This is a genomic window from Kitasatospora sp. NBC_00374 (assembly GCF_041434935.1).
Taxonomy (GTDB): Bacteria; Actinomycetota; Actinomycetes; order Streptomycetales; family Streptomycetaceae; genus Kitasatospora.
Window position 1 is genome coordinate 26,001 of record NZ_CP107964.1, and the last position, 15,787, is coordinate 41,787.

A 15,787-nucleotide genomic window follows, 5' to 3' on the forward strand; every position below is an offset into this window, starting at 1 on the left:
CTGGCCCGGACCCTGTCCGTCGCCCAGGGCAAGGGCGCGACGCTGGACGCGGCCCGGGTGTCCGGGGCGATGGAGGCGATCGAGATGGCACGGCGAACGCGCCGTTCCCGCGCCGTCGGTGCGCGCGCCGGCCCGGGAGATGGGGCTGCCCTACCCGGTGACCGCGCTGGAGTCGCACGCCGGCTCGCTGCTGACCTCCCGCACCGTCCTGGACTGGATCACCGCCCGATCGGCCGTGGACGACACCCCCGTGCCGGTCCCGGCCGCGTGCATACGTCTGGGCAGGGAGGTCCACGACCAGTGGCGCCTGCACCTGCCCAGCGCCTCGACCAACGGCCTGGCCTCCGGCAACACCCGCGCCGAGGCCGTCGTGCACGGCCTGTGCGAGGTGATCGAACGGGACACGATCAGCGACCTCACCACGCCCGGCCAGCCGTGGCTGCCGCAGCTCATCGACCCGGTAACCGTCGAGGACCCGCACTGCGCGGACCTGATCGCCCGGGTACGGGCGGCCCGGGCCTGGCTGGAGCTGTGGCACCTGCCGAACCGGTTCGGCGTCCCCGTCATGGCCTGCTACCTGTGGCGCGAGGACCAGCCCGCGCTGCTGGTCTCCGGCTCCGGCGCCCACTTGGACCCGCACGTCGCCCTCTCCCGGGCGATCACCGAGGCCGCGCAGTCCAGGCTTACCCAGATCACCGGCAGCCGCGAGGACATCCACCCGGCTGCCTACCGCGACACCGTTCACCGCGGCCCCGCCCCCGCCCCGGCCGCCGGGGCGGACTGGGCGACCATCGCCCGCCGGTACGTCGCCGGCTTCGCCACCGATGACGGGGAGGCCGGGCACCTGGCCGCGCTCGTCGCCCACACCACCGGCACCCACCCCCTGGTCGTCGACCTGACCTGGGGACCACACGCCTGCGAGGAGTTCGCGGTGGTCAAGGTCCTGGCGCCGCACCTGCGCTACGACGCCCGCCACACCATCCCCCGACCCACCCAGGAGGTCGCCGCGTGAGAGTCCACGTCTTCGCCGGCCCCACCCTGCCGACTGCCCGCGTCCGCGAGCTCGTCCCGGGCGCGGTGTGCCATCCACCGGTCCGGCACGGCGACCTGCTGCGGCTCGACACCGCCCCCGGCGACACCGTGGTGGTCATCGACGGACTGTGGCACCAGAGCGCCCCGGTGCGGCACAAGGAGATCCTGCTGCTGCTGGCCGAGGGCGTGCGCGTGGTCGGCGCCGCGAGCATGGGCGCCCTTCGCGCCGCCGAGCTCGCCCCCTACGGCATGACCGGCGTCGGCCAGATCTTCGACCAGCTGCGGACCGGGGTCCTGGACGCCGACGACGAGGTGGCCGTCCTGCACACCCCCGACGGCCGGCCGCTGGCCGAGGCGCTGGTGAACCTGCGGACCGCGTTCACCCGCTGCTCGGCGGCCGCTCTGATCAGCACGGACGACGCGCGCAACCTCGAATACCTCGCCCGGGCCCTGCCCTACACCCGCCGCTCCTGGGCGGCGCTCGGCCGCGGTGCCCGCGCGGCCGGCGCCACCGAGGCGTTCGAGACCGTCGACGCCTGGCGCCGCACCCACCCGTACGACCTCAAGCGCGAGGACGCCGAGCTCGCGCTCGCCCTGGTCGCGGCCGGCCTGGCGCCGGTGACCGGCGCCGGGCCGTGGGCGCAGGAGCCGTGGCGGACCAGCTTCGTACGGTACTGGGCCGCGACTTTCCGCCCCGACGCCGCCGCGGTGCCGTTCCTCGCCGTGCTCCAGCACCAGCAGCTCTACGACCCCCGGTTCGCGGCCCGGTGGCGGGCGCGGGTCCTGGCCGCCGTCGCCCGACGTCCGCCGACCAGGGCGACGCCGGATCTGGAGAGCGCCGCGTTGCGGGTCGCCGCCGCCGAGGGAGTGGACACCGCGGGGATGTCGGGACGGCAGCTGGCGTTCTGGCTCACTCCCGAGGAGATCCGGGACCTGGTCCCCGCCGAGTCACTGCTGAGGATGATGGTCCGTTCGGCCCGGCTGGACGGCGCCTGGTCGGCGTGGCCGTCCACCCGCGCCGAGGCCGGGGAACTGCTCGAGGCGGGCTTGGCGACCACCGAGGCGGTCGCCGCCGCGTTCGCGCTGAACGCGGCCGTCGAAGCCGCCGATGCCCGCCGCAGCACCGCCCACCTGGACCCGGACCGGATCGCTCGCCACCTGGCGGCCCGCTGGCACCTGGCGGCGGACGCCGACCGGGCGGTGCTGGACGCGGCGGCCCGCGACCGGGCGTTTCGGGACTTCGCGGGCGCCGTCGAGGTCGCCCGCGCCTTCTACCTCGGGGCCCGGGCCGCGGAGACGAGCTCGCCGCCGGTCGCCGTCGCCTCTTCGTCGGTGGTCAGGGAGAGCCAGCGCACCTGACGGAGCGCCAGTGGCACGACGGCGGCCGCCGCGATCACCAGGGCGCCTGCGGCGAGGGTGGAGTGGACCCCGAAGGCGTGGGAGGCCGGTCCCGCAAGGAGGTAGCCGAGGGGGACCGGCAGGATCTGACCGAGCGTCGAGTACGACATGGTGCGGCTGAGGCGATCGGCGGGGATGCGCTCCTGCACTAGGGAGGCCCACACGGTCATGCTGATCGCCAGCCCCGTGCCGGCCGCCGCGGTCGCGACGATGAGAACCGGCAGCGGGGCGGCCGCGGCCATCGCGCCCAGCGGCAGCGCCATCGACCCGATGCCCAGGCACACCACCCGCCCGACCCAGCGCGGCTTCCACAGCAGCGCGACGGCGGCGCCGGCCACCAGCCCGGCCGTGAACCCGGACACCACCGCACCCCACAGCGCCGCACCGCCCAGGAACCGGGCCCCGTAGACCGGGCCGAGCAGCTGATAGCCAGCCAGCCAAACCGGCACGACCAGGGCGGACTGGCAGACCATCACCCACAGCCAGCGCCGCGAACGGAAGTCGTCCCAGCCCTCGCGCAAGTCGGCGGTGAACCGCGCCTTCAGCTTCACCGGCCCGGCGCTCAGGTCGATCCGCGCGAAGAGCACCGCGGAGGCGGCAAAGGTGAGCGCGTCCCACCCGATCACCCAGCTCGGCCCAAACGCCGCGACCAGCACCCCGCCCAGCGCGGGACCGGCCACCTTCACCGTGTTCTGCCCGATCTTGAGCAGCGCGTTCGCCGCGTGCCGCATCTCGGCGGGCACGACCTCCACCACGATGCCACCGGCCGCCGGGGTGAAGAACGCCGACGCCGCCCCGCAGGCCGCCGACATCGCCACCAGGTGCCACACCCGGGCGGCCCCGGCCCACAGCAGCACCACCGCCAGCCCCTCCGCGACGGCGCAGACGATGTTGGACCACACCATGACCCGGGCCCGGGAGAGCCGATCCGCCACGACACCGCCCACCAGCAGCAGCAGGATCTGCGGCGCCACACTGGCCGCGAGCACCAGGCCGAGCGCGCTGGCGCTCCCACCGATGTGCAGCACCGCGAACGCCAGGCCGATCGGGGAAACCGCCGATCCGGTCCAGGACAGCAGGCGGGCAGTGACGTGCAGCCGGTAGGGGCGGATCGCCAGCGGCGCCCCCGCCTCCCGGACGCGGGCCCCCCAGCCGATCCGTGGGACAGATCCTGGCGCTTCCCGGTCCAGCAGCCGCACGTTTCGCAAGATCCAACTCCGCCCAGAGAACACGAAGTCCCGGCAGCGCTGGGCGCCACCGGGAAGCTCGCACCGACTCTAGAGCAACCCGAAGATCGTCTGTCGCAGACGCACCAGGACGCGCCTCGAAGCGATAACTTCCCCACCACGAACAGCCGTTGAGGACTGCCACGGACTCGGTCGGATCCGGCCCCCGACCCTACGCGGCCGCGTCGCCGGCACACGCACCCGCGGGGCCGGCCGCGGCGGCGAGCGGGTTACGCCCGAAGAGTGAGTACAGCTCCGCGCAGGCCGCACCTGGACGGCGACCTCCAGGCCGCGTCGGCCCGCGCGCACCGAGGCGGCGTTGCGTGATGTCAGCGCGTCGTACCCGGCGGTACGGCCCGGTTTCCCGACGCGTGTGCGGGCCGGGGCGAGGAGGGCGGTCTGGCGGGCGAGGACGCGACGCAGGCCGTCGGCGGCCAGGGTGACCTGGGGGTCGAAGCCGAGCTCGGCCCGGGAGCGGGTCAGGTCCGGGCGCCGGTTGGGGCGCGGTGGTTCGGGAAGGGCGTCAGTGGACGGGCTTGCGGATGTCGCCGCGGTCCCGGGCGGTGAAACCATCCCCTGAGAACATGCGCCGGGCGGACGCCGCCGCAGGCTTCCCACGGGCTGCCGGACCGGCAGTCTTAAGGCGGGCTCAACGCCGCGAGGGCGATCTCCTTAAGGCAGGCTCAAGGCGCGGACGACCTCCTTGACCTGGCACTTGGCCCAGTCCACCTTGTTGTCGACAGCACACGGGAGACCCGACCCCACGCGGGACTCCCGTGTGCTGCACGCCGCCGCAGCCCAGCCTCTGCGTGCGTCCAACCGAGAGTTGCGGCGGCAGATCAACTCACATTTCTAGACCGTATCTCACGGACCATCAGGAGTCGTCCGCACTTCGCGGACGCTCACTCCCCCGCACCCAGGAAACGGACTCCGATGTCATCCTCACAGCACCGCCGACGTGCCTCCCGCAAGACGATTGCCCTGGTCAGCGCCGCCACAGTCGCTCTGGGCGCAGGCACCCTGGTCGCGCTCGGGACCGGGGCCAACGCGGCAGACACCAATCTGACGGCCAATGGCGGCTTCGAGACCGGAGACCTGTCCCACTGGTCATGCTCGGCCGGCACCGGCGCAGTCGTCACCAGCCCGGCCCACGCCGGGTCCTACGCACTCGAGGCCACCCCGACGGCCAGTGACACCGCACAATGCAGCCAGACCGTCAACGTGCAGCCCGGCACCGCCTACACTCTCAGCGGCTGGGTCCAGGGCCAGAACGCCTACCTCGGGGCGAGCGGAACCGGCAGCAATGACCCGAGCACGTGGAACAGCTCATCCGGCTGGAGCCAACTCACCACGAGCTTCACCACCGGAGCCAATACCAACAGCATCACGCTCTACACCCACGGCTGGTACGGCACGGGCGCGTACCACGCCGACGACATCACTCTCAGCGGCCCCGCAGGCAACGGGACTCCCACCCCGACCCCGACTTCCGCCTCCCCCACCCCGACCCCGACCCCCACGCCCACGCCCACAGGCAGCCCGAGCAGCGGCTTCAAGTTCGCCCCGTATCTCGATGCCAGCTTCGGCAAGGATCTCAGCCAGATCGCCGGCGCGTCCGGGCAGAAGTACTTCACCCTGGCATTCCTCAACTCCAACGGCGGCTGCCAGGCCACGATGGCGGGCGGCGACGCCAGCTCCAACATCACCGGCCTGCGCAACGCGGGTGGCGACGCCCTGGTCTCCACCGGCGGCTGGAACGCGAACGACCTGGCGCGACAGTGCGGGACCGCAGACAGTCTCGCCGCCGCCTACCAATCGGTCATCGACGCCTACGGACTCACAGCAATCGACTTCGACATCGAGAAGGGCGACCAGCAGGACAACCTCACCGACCACTCGATGGCCGACCGCCGATCCCAGGCCATCAAGATCCTGCAGCAGAACGCAGCCAACGCGGGAAAGACCCTCACGGTCTCCCTCACCCTCGGGGTGCTGCCGGAGTCGGGGCTCAACGCCGACAACCTCTACATCGTCAAGTCCGCGATCAACGCTGGCGTCCGCGTCGACCTGGTGAACATCATGACCATGGACTACTACGAGAACAACGGCGGCGCCATGGGCGACCGCGCGGCCCAGGCCGCCCAGAAGCTGCACGACCAGCTCGCACAGCTGCTCCCCGGCAAGTCCGACGCGGAGCTTTGGTCACTCATCGGCATCACTCCGATGATCGGCCAGAACGACGACCCCAACGAGGTGTTCACGGTCGCCGACGCCCGCACCGTCCTGGCCTTCGCCCGGCAGCACCACGTCGGGCGACTGGCCTTCTGGTCCGTCGGCCGTGACCAGCAGGGCTGCACGGGCGGCGGCGCCTCCGCCAGCTGCAGCGGGATCGACTCACAGCCGTACGAGTTCACCAAGGTCTTCGAGCAGTACACCGGCTGATCACTGCCCTACCGCTACCCGCGGCGTGCCCCTTCACCAGCCTCGGACAGTCGGACCTGACTGTCCGAGGCACGGGTCGGCCAGCGCGACCCCCGGGGACCTGCTGGACATGCCGGCAGAACGGCGGTGTCGGCGTCCGGGGTCTCCATCCACCGGTACCTGCCATCTTCACCGCTTTCGGTGTCCGCCATGGTGACGTGGCCGACGACGACGCCCGCCACGAGAAGTTCGTCGTCGCTGTCTGCGTCGCGTACACCGTGACGGGCGTGGCGGTCCGCCGTCCGCTTCGTCTCCACGGACAGGCTGGTGCAATGCCCGCCTCGTCCGATCGGGGCCCTCTCCACGGCGGCGTCCAGCAGCGGACCGGTGTCCTGGTCGAGGTCGCCCACCACGTGTCCACGCCTCAGGCACTCGCGCGGCGCGGGCGGTCGCGGAGCGACCATCGGGCGGGTATTGCCCGCCGTGCGAGCGTGGGCACTGTCCGGTCAACGGCAAGAAGAAGGCCGGGCCCGTCCCACGCCGCGGGGCACGCGTCATGACCTGGTCAGACCGGCAGCAGATGAACGCCCCCAGGCGTCAACTCCACTGGGGCAACGAGCCATCGTTCCGGGCGGCCCCGAACTGCTCCCCGCCAGTCCGGCCGGTTACCGGGCCTCCGCGGCGGTGGAGGGCGGCCGACCCGCGATCGGCGGCGGGCGGCTCTTGTCGTCGGCGCCCCGGGGCGGCCTGCGGTGAGCGCCTGTCGCTCACCGCGGACCGGTCTCGTCGGCCGGGCGGGTAAGCGGGTCAGGTGTCGGCTGCGGGCTTCTGGCCGTGCTGGGAGCCGCGGAGCTGCTCGTTGATGCGCAGGGCTTCCTCGAGTTGGTCTTCGAGGATGACGATGCGGCAGGCGGCGTCGATCGGGGTGCCCTGGTCGACGAGGTCGCGAGCGCGCATCGCGATGCGCAGCTGGTAGCGGGAGTAGCGGCGGTGTCCGCCCTCCGAGCGTAGTGGGGTGATGAGGCCGTGTTCGCCGAGGGCGCGTAGGAAGCCGGGGGTGGTGCCGGTCATCTCGGCGGCGCGGCCCATGGTGTAGGCGGGGTAGTCGTCGTCGTCGAAGGAGTCGGGGGTGTCGGGGGTGTGGGGCCTGTCGGTCGTCGTAGTCACTGCACCTCTCTTGGTTCCTGGGGAACGCGTCGAGGGGCCCCGGCGCCGTAGTGGCTCCGGGGCCCCGAAGGGGAACAACACCATCTACCGGCCTGGGCCGGGTTTCGTGTTCCGCACTGCCCCGGGGGTGGGGGTGTGCGGGGATCGCGTATGCGTGACCGGAAACCACCGTCCTCGTACTCAAAAGGGGGTCTGCGGTGTCCGCCCGGGCGATTACCTACCTCACGGGCCGGGCGATCCTGATGGCGCTCTGTCCCTCCGTTTCATCCTCTGTACTGATCGGGATGTGCGAACTGCTCGGTACTGCTCACACGGGTACTTCTCGGTACTGCTGAACTTCAACCACCTGGTACTGCTGTGGCGGCCCTGACGGGCCGTCCGGTCCGGCAGTCAGCCCCGTCGCCCGTCCTGCTCACCTGCTTGGCTTGGAACCCCACTGCCGAACTCCCAGCACGCGCGCCCGCAGCCCTGGCGCCTTTGCTGAGATACCGCGTACCGCGACTGCCGGTACCGCTCAACTCGACTTCACCTACTGGTACTGCATCTGCACTTGCCGCGGTACCGCTCGCCGGTGGCCCCTGATACCTGCGGGCCACCCGGCCCGGCCGCCAGTCCCGTCGCCGTCCTGCACCTGCTCTGGCTCCGGAACTCCGCTGCCGTGCCGTTGTTCGCGTCACTGCTTCACGCCCACCAGCCCGGCGTGTCCTGCGTCCTGCTGAACTGCGGTACCGCTTCGTGGCAGGCCCCTGATACCTGCGGGCCGCCCGGCCCGGCCGTCGGTCCTGTCGCCTTACTGCACCAACCTGGCTTCGGGACCCCACAACCGTGCCGACCTGCGAAATTCGGTACTGCGTCCCGCCAGTTCGTGTCTGGCGGGTACCGCTTGACTGCGTCTGCGAGAGAAACACTAACCACAGCCCCGGGCAATGTCTACTCTGGCCAGCACAGATTTTTCGGTTCGCCAGGGGAAGGTAGTCTTCGCCCCGCAACGGCGCGGACCAAGCACCCCGCGGCCCGCAACGATGAGCGGCACCACGAAGGAGAGGCGACCGGTGGAAGGGCCACAGGCCGAGCCCGCGGTGCGCGCAGCTGCGCCGCACACCCAGGCGTCGCTGCTGGCCGCCATCACCGAAGCCGTCCGCGACCGGGACCAGCGGGGCCTTCGCCGGCTACTGGCCCGCTTCGCCGAACAGGCCACCATCACCGAGCTACGCGCCCTGCGCGACGCGCTCGACCCCCGCCGCAGCCGACGGCCGGGCCCCCGGTAGCCGGCACGGGCACAACCCCGCCGCCACGGCGTACCGGGTGTCAGGTGGCGCGGACGGCGGCGTCCCAGGTAAGCAGCGCTCCGCCGAAGCCCTCGACGGCGACATCCTCATGGGTCGCCCCGGATGAACGCCGCCACTGGTGTGACGGTTTCCGGGCGCGGGGTGTGTGGCGCCGTACCTGGTGGGGTGGACCGGGTGCAGGCAGGGGAAGGGACTGGGGGCGGGCTCGGGAGGGCCGGGGGCGCGTCGGCCGTTCAGGTTGTACGGGGAGGGGGAGGGTGTGGCGTTCACCGCGGTGCACGCGGAGCGGGGCCGGCTGGATGCCAGCCGGGACGATCTCGGGTGCGGCTGGGCCTGGGCGTTGGTGCACCGGGCGCGGCCACGCGTGCCGCTGGCCTGCCCGGAGTGCGGGCACGGCATGCACGCCAAGCTCTCCCCCACCCGGATGCGGTTCTTCGCCCACGACCCCGGGGCGCCGCGCTGCGCGCTCGCCGGGGAGTCGATGGAACACCACCTGCTCAAGCTGCAGCTCGCCACCGCGATCCGGGAAGCCGGCTGGTTCGCCGAGCTGGAAGTCCGCGCACCGCACGGCACCTGGCGGGCGGACGTGATGGCCTCCTCCCCCGACGGCGCCCGCCGCATCGCATGGGAGGCGCAGCTGTCGGCGATCACCGAGGACGAGATACGGGCGCGCACCGAACGCTTCGCGCGTGACGGTGTAGCGGTGTGCTGGGTGGCCACCCGGCCCCGGCGGTGGCTGGGATCGGTGCCCTCGATCCGGGTCACCGCGCCCGGCACCGCGCCTGACGGCGGGCCGGACGGTTGGGAGGTCGCCGCGGGTCTCGCCCGGTTCTCGGTGCAGGCGTGCAGGCGGTGGTGTGCGTGCTCGCGGGGGCACGGCGACTGGGAGAGCGTCACGGCGCCGCTGGGTGACTTCGTGTCCTGGGTCCTTGCGGGCCGCGTCGCGCCGTACCGGGCGCCCGCGGCCGGACGGTACCGGCTGCGCGCGGACGGGCGGCCGTGGCAGGGGCACTGGAGCGCCCCCGCCTACGCGGCGACGGCCGCCGAGCACGACCAGGCGGACCGCGAGGCGCTGGGGGTCGGTGCCTGGGTCGTGTCCATGCGGCCGACGGCCTCCCTGCAGGAGGTCGAGGACGGCGCAGCTGGCGCCGGACAAGCGCTGGCGGCTGGAGGAGATCGATCCCTGGTGGAACCCGGCCTGGCCGGTCACCTGGCAGCGCGCGTACGTCGCGGCCAGGGCGTGGTGGCTGGAGTCGGTTGGGGGGCCTCGTGTCACGGGCGTCCCCGGGGACGGCGTCGCACGCTCCGGCCTGATCAGTCCGGGGCCGATCCGAAAGGACTTCCGTGGCCCTCCTGCCAAGCGACCGCCCGCATCACCTGCTCCTCGTCGAGGCCGGTGATCGCGACGACCTGCTCGTACATCTGCTCCCCCTCCAGCGGGTCGAGCAGGCGCACCGCCCGGGTGATCTGCCCGGACCACAGCTCCTCCGGCACGAACGGGCGGCGCAGGTAGCCGACGGCGAGCTCGATCAGGTGCGGCTCGCAGCACGCGCGCAGCAGTCGCTGGCCGTCGAGGCGGGCGTCCATCGACACCGCCGAGGAGTCCGGCGCCCGCGAGACCACCAGCTGCCGGGCGGGCACCATCCGGCCGCAGCCGTCGCACAGCTCCGGCGCGTCGCCGGAGCCGACCCCCTCGGCGGCGTCGGAGTGGTCCATGTCTCCGGTGTACGCCCCCGCCCCGGCCGGCGCGAGCCACAGCCAGCGAGAGGCGACGCGCCGCGGCACAGCTGGGCAGGTGGCTCGCCGGCAGGGGCTGCGCGCTGAGGCCCGGCCGCCGGGGGGGGTGGACGGCCGGGCCGGGATCGGCGACGGGAGTGGACACCGTCCTCCGACCCCGACCGTACGACACACTCCCCCGCGGCGGCCGCAGGCGCGCGGCCGGCCCACGGTAGCCGCCGACCGGTCAGAAAGCCGCCAGATCCCACCCGGAGTGCATCCGATCCCGCACAGGAACCGAGACACCGCCCGAACGCACTCAGCGGCCACGCTCGTCCGGGAGCAGCACCTCGACGCGGCGGCCGATGCCCAGGCCGCTGCGCCCGGTGGAGGTGGCGACGATCCGGCGTTCGCGCAGCTGTCCCCAGCCCTGGCCCAGGCCGATCCAGGAGCTTGTCGTGACCTCGATCCGCGCTGCGGACCCGGGCCAGTGGGACGGGGTGAGGATGACGCGGGAGTATCAGGAAGGGAATCCTGATAGTCCCGGGCCTGATGGCCGCGCGCGCCGACCCGCCCGGGGAGGACGGGTTGGCCTGGGCGCGGGTATGGGCGAAGGGGCATGGTGGGTCGTTAGCGGCGCCGGCGCGGGCGCCGGTCGGCGGGTACGCGATCGGGACGTGGCTGTCGGAGCTGCGGGCGTCGGCCCAGGTGCCGGCGGGCGAGCAGGGGGCGCTGTCGCCCGAGCGGCGGCGGGCGCTGGAGGTGATCGACCCGTGGTGGTGCCCGGCCTGGCCGATCACCTGGCAGCGCACCTATGCGACCGCCCGGCTGTGGTGGCTGGAGTCCGACGGCCTGGTCGACTGGACCACCCTGCCGGCGGACACCGTGTACGAGGGTGAGCAGCTCGGCCGCTGGGTGCAGGCACCGAGGGCCGGCTGGCCCGGTCTGGAGGGGGACCAGCGGGACCTGCTCGCCGCGAGAGGCATCGAGGAGGACCAGGAGCTGGTGGCCGCGAAGGCCGCTGCCGAAGCGAAGCCGACGGTGTCCCGCACGGACCGGTTCGCCCAGGGCCTGGCGGCGCTGGCGGCCTTCGTCGAGCGGGAGCGGCACGCCAACGTCCGGCGCCCGCACAAGGAGCCGCTGGAGAGCGTGGAGGCCGGCCCCGGCGGTGAGGAGCAGGTCGTGGTGTCGCACTTCGCCTTGGGTACGTGGCTCAACAACCAGAAGGCCCGCCGGGCGAAGCTGACCCCGGGCCAGCTCGCGCAGCTCGCCGAACACGGCGTGGAGTGGGCGTGAGCGGGCCGTCCCGGAAGGGCCGGGCGGGTGGCCGGCTGGTGAATCTGTTTGGCGCCCGTGCGGCCGGGGGCACTGTTCGCGGCCCGGCCCGGCGCTCCTCCACCGCCAGGGCCGGGCCAGGACGGATGTCGGCGTGCTGGTGGGGTCATGCGGGGCAGATAGGTCCGACGGACTGTCCGGGCAGGTATAGCGCCTTTTCGTCAGGGGTGAGGTCACGGGCGACGGCCTCGCAGATTGTGCTGATCGCGGCCTCCGGCGCGGCGTAGGTCCACAGCCGGGCGGTGTGGTCCCTGCTAGCTGTGACGAGGGTGCGGCCGTCGGGGCTGAACGCCACCGAAGACACCCAGCCGGTATGGCCGGTGAGGGTGGTGATGGCCTTGCCCGTCGCCACCTCCCACAACCGCGCCGTGCTGTCCCTGCTGGCGGTGGCGAGGGTGCGGCCGTCGGGACTGAACGCCACCGAGTCCACGGAATCGGTGTGGCCGGTGAGGGTGGTGAGTTCCTTGCCCGTCGCCACCTCCCACAACGTGGCGTCGTCGCCGTCGGCGGTGGCGAGGATGCGGCCGTCGGGACTGAACGCCACCGAGTCCATGGAGTAGGTGTGGCCGGTGAGGGTGGTGACGGCCTTGCCGGTCGCCACCTCCCAGAGTGTGGTGTAGTCGCCGTCGGCGGTGGCGAGGGTGCGACCGTCGGGACTGAACGCCACCGAGGACACTGCGCTGGTGTGGCCGGTGAGGGTGGTGACGACCTTGCCCGTCGCCACCTCCCACAACGTGGCGTCGTCGCCGTCGGCGGTGGCGAGGATGCGGCCGTCGGGACTGAACGCCACCGAGTCCACGGAATCGGTGTGGCCGGTGAGGGTGGTGACGGCCTTGCCGGTCGCCACCTCCCAGAGTGTGGTGTAGTCGCCGTCGGCGGTGGCGAGGGTGCGACCGTCGGGACTGAACGCCACCGAGTCCATGGAGAGGGTGTGGCCGGTGAGGGTGGTGACGACCTTGCCCGTCGCCACCTCCCACAGCCGCACCGTGCTGTCCCTGGCGGCGGTGGCGAGGGTGCGACCGTCGGGACTGAACGCCACCGAGTCCACGGAGTCGGTGTGGCCGGTGAGGGTGGTGATGGTCTTGCCCGTCGCCACCTCCCACAACCGCACCGTCCCCTCGTTGCCAGCAGTGGCAAGGGTGTGCCCGTCGGGGCTGAACGCCACCGAGAGCACGGAGTAGGTGTGGCCGGTGAGGATAGTGACGTCCTTGCCCGTCGCCACCTCCCACAGCCGCACCGTCCTGTCCTCGGCGGCGGTGGCGAGGGTATGGCCGTCGGGGCTGAACGCCACCGAGTACACGGAGTCGGTGTGGCCGGAGAAAGTCATAAGTTCCTTGCCCGTCGCCACCTCCCACAACCGCACCATGCTGTCCCCGGCGGCGGTGGCAAGGGTGCGACCGTCGGGACTGAACGCCACCGAGGCCACTGCGCCGGTATGGCCGGTGAGGGTGGTGATGGTCTTGCCCGTCGCCACCTCCCACAGCCGCACCGTGCTGTCCCTGCCGGCGGTGGCGAGGGTGCGCCCGTCGGGGCTGAACGCCACCGAGTACACGGAGTCGGTGTGGCCGGTGAAGGTGGTGATGGTCTTGCCCGTCGCCACCTCCCACAGCCGCACCGTGCTGTCCCTGGCGGCGGTGGCGAGGGTGCGCCCGTCGGGGCTGAACGCCACCGAGTACACGGAGTCGGTGTGGCCGGAGAAAGTCATAAGTTCCTTGCCCGTCGCCACCTCCCACAACCGCGCTGTGCTGTCCCTGCCGGCGGTGGCGAGGGTGCGCCCGTCGGGACTGAACGCCACCGAGGCCATCCAGTCGGTGTGGCCGGAGAAAGTCATGAGTTCCTTGCCCGTCGCCACCTCCCACAACCGCACCATGCTGTCCCTGCCGACGGTGGCAAGGGTGCGGCCGTCGGGACTGAACGCCACCGAGTCCATGGAGCCGGCGTGGCCGGTGAGGCGGTGGCGCAGGGGAAGGTTCGCGGCGGCGTTGAGGCTGGTGGCGGCTTCCCCGGTCGGGCTGACGCGGTAGGCGGCGACCGCGAGGAGGGCGGCGAGATCGGGGTTGGTGCTGATCAGGGAGTCGGACTGGGCGGCGAGCTGCCGGGACTGGGCGGCGTGCTGGGCGGTGACCGCTGTCTGCCGCTGCCAGAAAGCCACCCCCGAGGCGATCAAGGCGAGGGCGAGGAGGGTGGCCAGGACGGTGTTGAGGCGCCTGCTGCGCCGGATGGCGGCCTGCTGGCGGCGGCGTCCGGCATCGAGGAAGGCTTCGAGTTCAGCCGGCAGGCGGCGGAGTGCCGACCAGTCGGTGCCCTCCGCGAGGACGGTTCCGGCGGGTAGGTCCTGAGGGTCGCGGTGTTCCTGCCAGCGGGCGTGCTGGATGCGGGCGCGGTGGAGCCAGTCGTGGAACCGGGCGTCCTGCTCGACCCAGCGGCGCAGGGTGTCCCAGTCGCGGATGAGCGCGTCGTGGATCAGCTCGGCCACCGGGGTTCCCTCCGCGTCGCCCGCCGGCTCGGGCTCGCGTACCCGGTCGGTGGTGACGATGCGGTGGCGGGAGAGTACGGCCAGGACCTCCTCGACGGCCTGTAGCGCCTGGGGTGTGCCGTCGGCGGCGGCCAGGTCGCGTAGCTCGTCGAGCGGGAGCTGCTGGCGTACCGCCGGGATGTGCAGGGCCTCGTTGGCGGGGCGGACCAGGGCCGTCAGGATCCTCTGTGCGACGTCCCGCTGTCGCTGGTCGAGTTCGCGGAGGGCGGCGTTGTACCAGTCGGCCAGGGCGCCGGTGACGGCGCCGATGCGGCGGTAGGCCTCGTGGGTGAGGCGGCCGTCGTGGTCGAGGCGGCGTTCCCACAGGCGGGTGAGGGCGACTTCGAGCAGGGGCAGCGCGGTGACCGGCGCCGCGAAGTCCGCGGCCGTGCGGGGGTTCAGGGCCAGGACGTCGGCGATGATCCGCTGTGCCAGTCCCGGCTCGAAGCTCACCTCCAGGTCGTGGGCGGGCCCGGTGACGATCGCGTCCAGTTCGCTGCTGGTGAGCGTGGCGGGCACGTTGAGCACGCCCCGCGTCTGCAGTGCGGCTTGCAGCAGTTCGGGGGCCAGCGCGGACAGCCGGGAGTAGAAGTCGTCGCGCATCACGAGGACCACGCTGAGCGTGGCGTCGGACCCGATCGCCTCGGTGATCCCGGCGAGGGTCTGAAGGGCCTGTGGTCCGGCGGTGGGCGCGAGGAGTTCCTCGAACTGGTCGACGACCAGCACCACGCGGTCGTGGGTCGCATCGGCGGCCAGCAGTCCGGTGACGGCCGCCCCGATCCCCGCTGTGGCGGCCCCCGGGAGGCCGGCCTGTTCGAGGGCGGCCGGCAGGTCCGGGCCCGGCCGCGCGAGCACCTGGCGCCAGCGGTCACTGCCCGGCAGCCGTCCGGCCGCCAGCGCCGGCAGCACCCCCGCCTGGACCAGGGAGGACTTGCCCGACCCGGAGGGTCCGAGCAGCAGCACCACCCGCCGCCCGCCCGCCAGGCCCGCCAGAACCTGGCGCACCGCCTCCTCGCGGCCCCGGAACCAGCGGGCGTGCTCGGCGGTGAACGGCTCCAGCGCCCGGTACGGCGACACGTCGCGCACGGCCAGTGCGGGCCACGCTTCGCGCAGCACCGCGGTCGGGGTGGCGTAGGCGATGCCCTGGCCGCGGTCGTGACTGTCGGGCGCGGTGATGGCGGTGAGCATGCCGACCACCAGACCGGTCGTCTCGTCGAGGATCGGCCCGCCGCTGAACCCGGTGGTCAGATCGTTGGCACCGGTCAGCTGCAGCAGATCACCGGCGTCGTCGGCGGCCAGCAGCAGCCCGCCGGCCGTGGCGGACCCGAAGTGACCGCCCGGCGGTGCCTGCGTGGGAAAGCCGAGCGAGCGCACCCGGTGCCCGCGGCAGCCCGCCGCAGACCCCAGCGGCAGCGGGGCCGTACCCGCCGGCACGTGTTCCAGTCGCACGAGGGCGATGTCCTGCTCCTGCGGGTCGCGCCACCCGTCCTCCAGCACCCGGCCCCTCACCGACGGGGCACCGGGCGCGCGCGGGAAGACCAGCGACACCGCGTCACCGGGACCGTAGCCGCCGTCCACCAGAACGTGCGCGCAGCTGATCAGCAGGTCCTCGGCGACCAGAAAGCCGGTCCCCACCACCGCCCCGTCCCCATCGCGGACCTGGGCGACAGCGGCAGTCAGAGCATCAG

General features: G+C 72.8%; 9 protein-coding genes and 1 pseudogene. 6 read left to right on the forward strand and 4 right to left on the reverse strand.

Annotated features, from left to right (window positions below; all coding sequences use genetic code 11):
• Window positions 1-118 precede the first annotated feature (118 nt).
• The gene (locus OG871_RS00105) at window positions 119-1,012 is read left to right on the forward strand and encodes a YcaO-like family protein (RefSeq protein WP_371493420.1); all 894 of its coding nucleotides are present in this window, start codon (window positions 119-121) and stop codon (window positions 1,010-1,012) included.
• Window positions 1,009-2,391, forward strand: a complete 1,383-nt coding sequence (locus OG871_RS00110) for a TfuA-like protein (protein WP_371493421.1) — start codon at window positions 1,009-1,011, stop codon at window positions 2,389-2,391. The genes OG871_RS00105 and OG871_RS00110 overlap by 4 nt, the downstream gene beginning before the upstream one ends.
• On the opposite strand, the gene OG871_RS00115 is transcribed toward OG871_RS00110, so the two are convergent.
• A complete protein-coding gene (locus OG871_RS00115) occupies window positions 2,304-3,629 on the reverse strand; it encodes an MFS transporter (protein WP_371503182.1) in 1,326 nt (441 codons plus the stop codon). The two genes, OG871_RS00110 and OG871_RS00115, sit on opposite strands and share 88 nt — an antisense overlap.
• A 960-nt stretch (window positions 3,630-4,589) precedes the next feature.
• Between OG871_RS00115 and OG871_RS00120 the strand changes: the two genes are divergently transcribed.
• Window positions 4,590-6,098, forward strand: a complete 1,509-nt coding sequence (locus OG871_RS00120) for a carbohydrate binding domain-containing protein (protein ID WP_371493423.1) — start codon at window positions 4,590-4,592, stop codon at window positions 6,096-6,098.
• A 786-nt stretch (window positions 6,099-6,884) separates the two neighbouring features.
• Here the strand turns inward: OG871_RS00120 and OG871_RS00125 are convergent.
• The gene (locus tag OG871_RS00125; RefSeq protein WP_371503183.1) at window positions 6,885-7,166 is read right to left on the reverse strand and encodes a MerR family transcriptional regulator; all 282 of its coding nucleotides are present in this window, start codon (window positions 7,164-7,166) and stop codon (window positions 6,885-6,887) included.
• 1,130 nt (window positions 7,167-8,296) lie between these two features.
• Between OG871_RS00125 and OG871_RS00130 the strand changes: the two genes are divergently transcribed.
• The gene (locus OG871_RS00130) at window positions 8,297-8,512 is read left to right on the forward strand and encodes a hypothetical protein (RefSeq protein WP_371493424.1); all 216 of its coding nucleotides are present in this window, start codon (window positions 8,297-8,299) and stop codon (window positions 8,510-8,512) included.
• A gap of 385 nt (window positions 8,513-8,897) precedes the next feature.
• Window positions 8,898-9,239, forward strand: a pseudogene (locus OG871_RS00135) (competence protein CoiA family protein); the annotation flags it as partial.
• A gap of 608 nt (window positions 9,240-9,847) precedes the next feature.
• On the opposite strand, the gene OG871_RS00140 reads toward OG871_RS00135, so the two are convergent.
• On the reverse strand, window positions 9,848-10,249 hold the full coding sequence (locus OG871_RS00140; RefSeq protein ID WP_371503526.1) for a hypothetical protein: 402 nt from the start codon (window positions 10,247-10,249) through the stop codon (window positions 9,848-9,850).
• 552 nt (window positions 10,250-10,801) lie between these two features.
• Between OG871_RS00140 and OG871_RS00145 the strand changes: the two genes are divergently transcribed.
• Window positions 10,802-11,545, forward strand: coding sequence for a helicase associated domain-containing protein (locus OG871_RS00145; RefSeq protein WP_371493425.1), 744 nt, complete (start codon window positions 10,802-10,804; stop codon window positions 11,543-11,545).
• A 145-nt stretch (window positions 11,546-11,690) separates the two neighbouring features.
• On the opposite strand, the gene OG871_RS00150 is transcribed toward OG871_RS00145, so the two are convergent.
• Window positions 11,691-15,734 carry a trypsin-like peptidase domain-containing protein gene (locus OG871_RS00150; RefSeq protein ID WP_371493426.1) on the reverse strand — a complete coding sequence of 1,348 codons (4,044 nt, stop codon included), beginning with the start codon at window positions 15,732-15,734 and terminating at the stop codon, window positions 11,691-11,693.
• Window positions 15,735-15,787 lie beyond the last annotated feature (53 nt).

What these genes read in the sequence shown, in the direction of transcription:
- OG871_RS00120 (WP_371493423.1), top strand. Translation starts at nt 4,590, where the DNA reads ATGTCATCCTCACAGCACCGCCGACGTGCCTCCCGCAAGACGATTGCC.
- OG871_RS00125 (WP_371503183.1), bottom strand. Translation starts at nt 7,166, where the DNA reads ATGGGCCGCGCCGCCGAGATGACCGGCACCACCCCCGGCTTCCTACGC.
- OG871_RS00140 (WP_371503526.1), bottom strand. Translation starts at nt 10,249, where the DNA reads ATGGACCACTCCGACGCCGCCGAGGGGGTCGGCTCCGGCGACGCGCCG.
- OG871_RS00145 (WP_371493425.1), top strand. Translation starts at nt 10,802, where the DNA reads ATGGCCGCGCGCGCCGACCCGCCCGGGGAGGACGGGTTGGCCTGGGCG.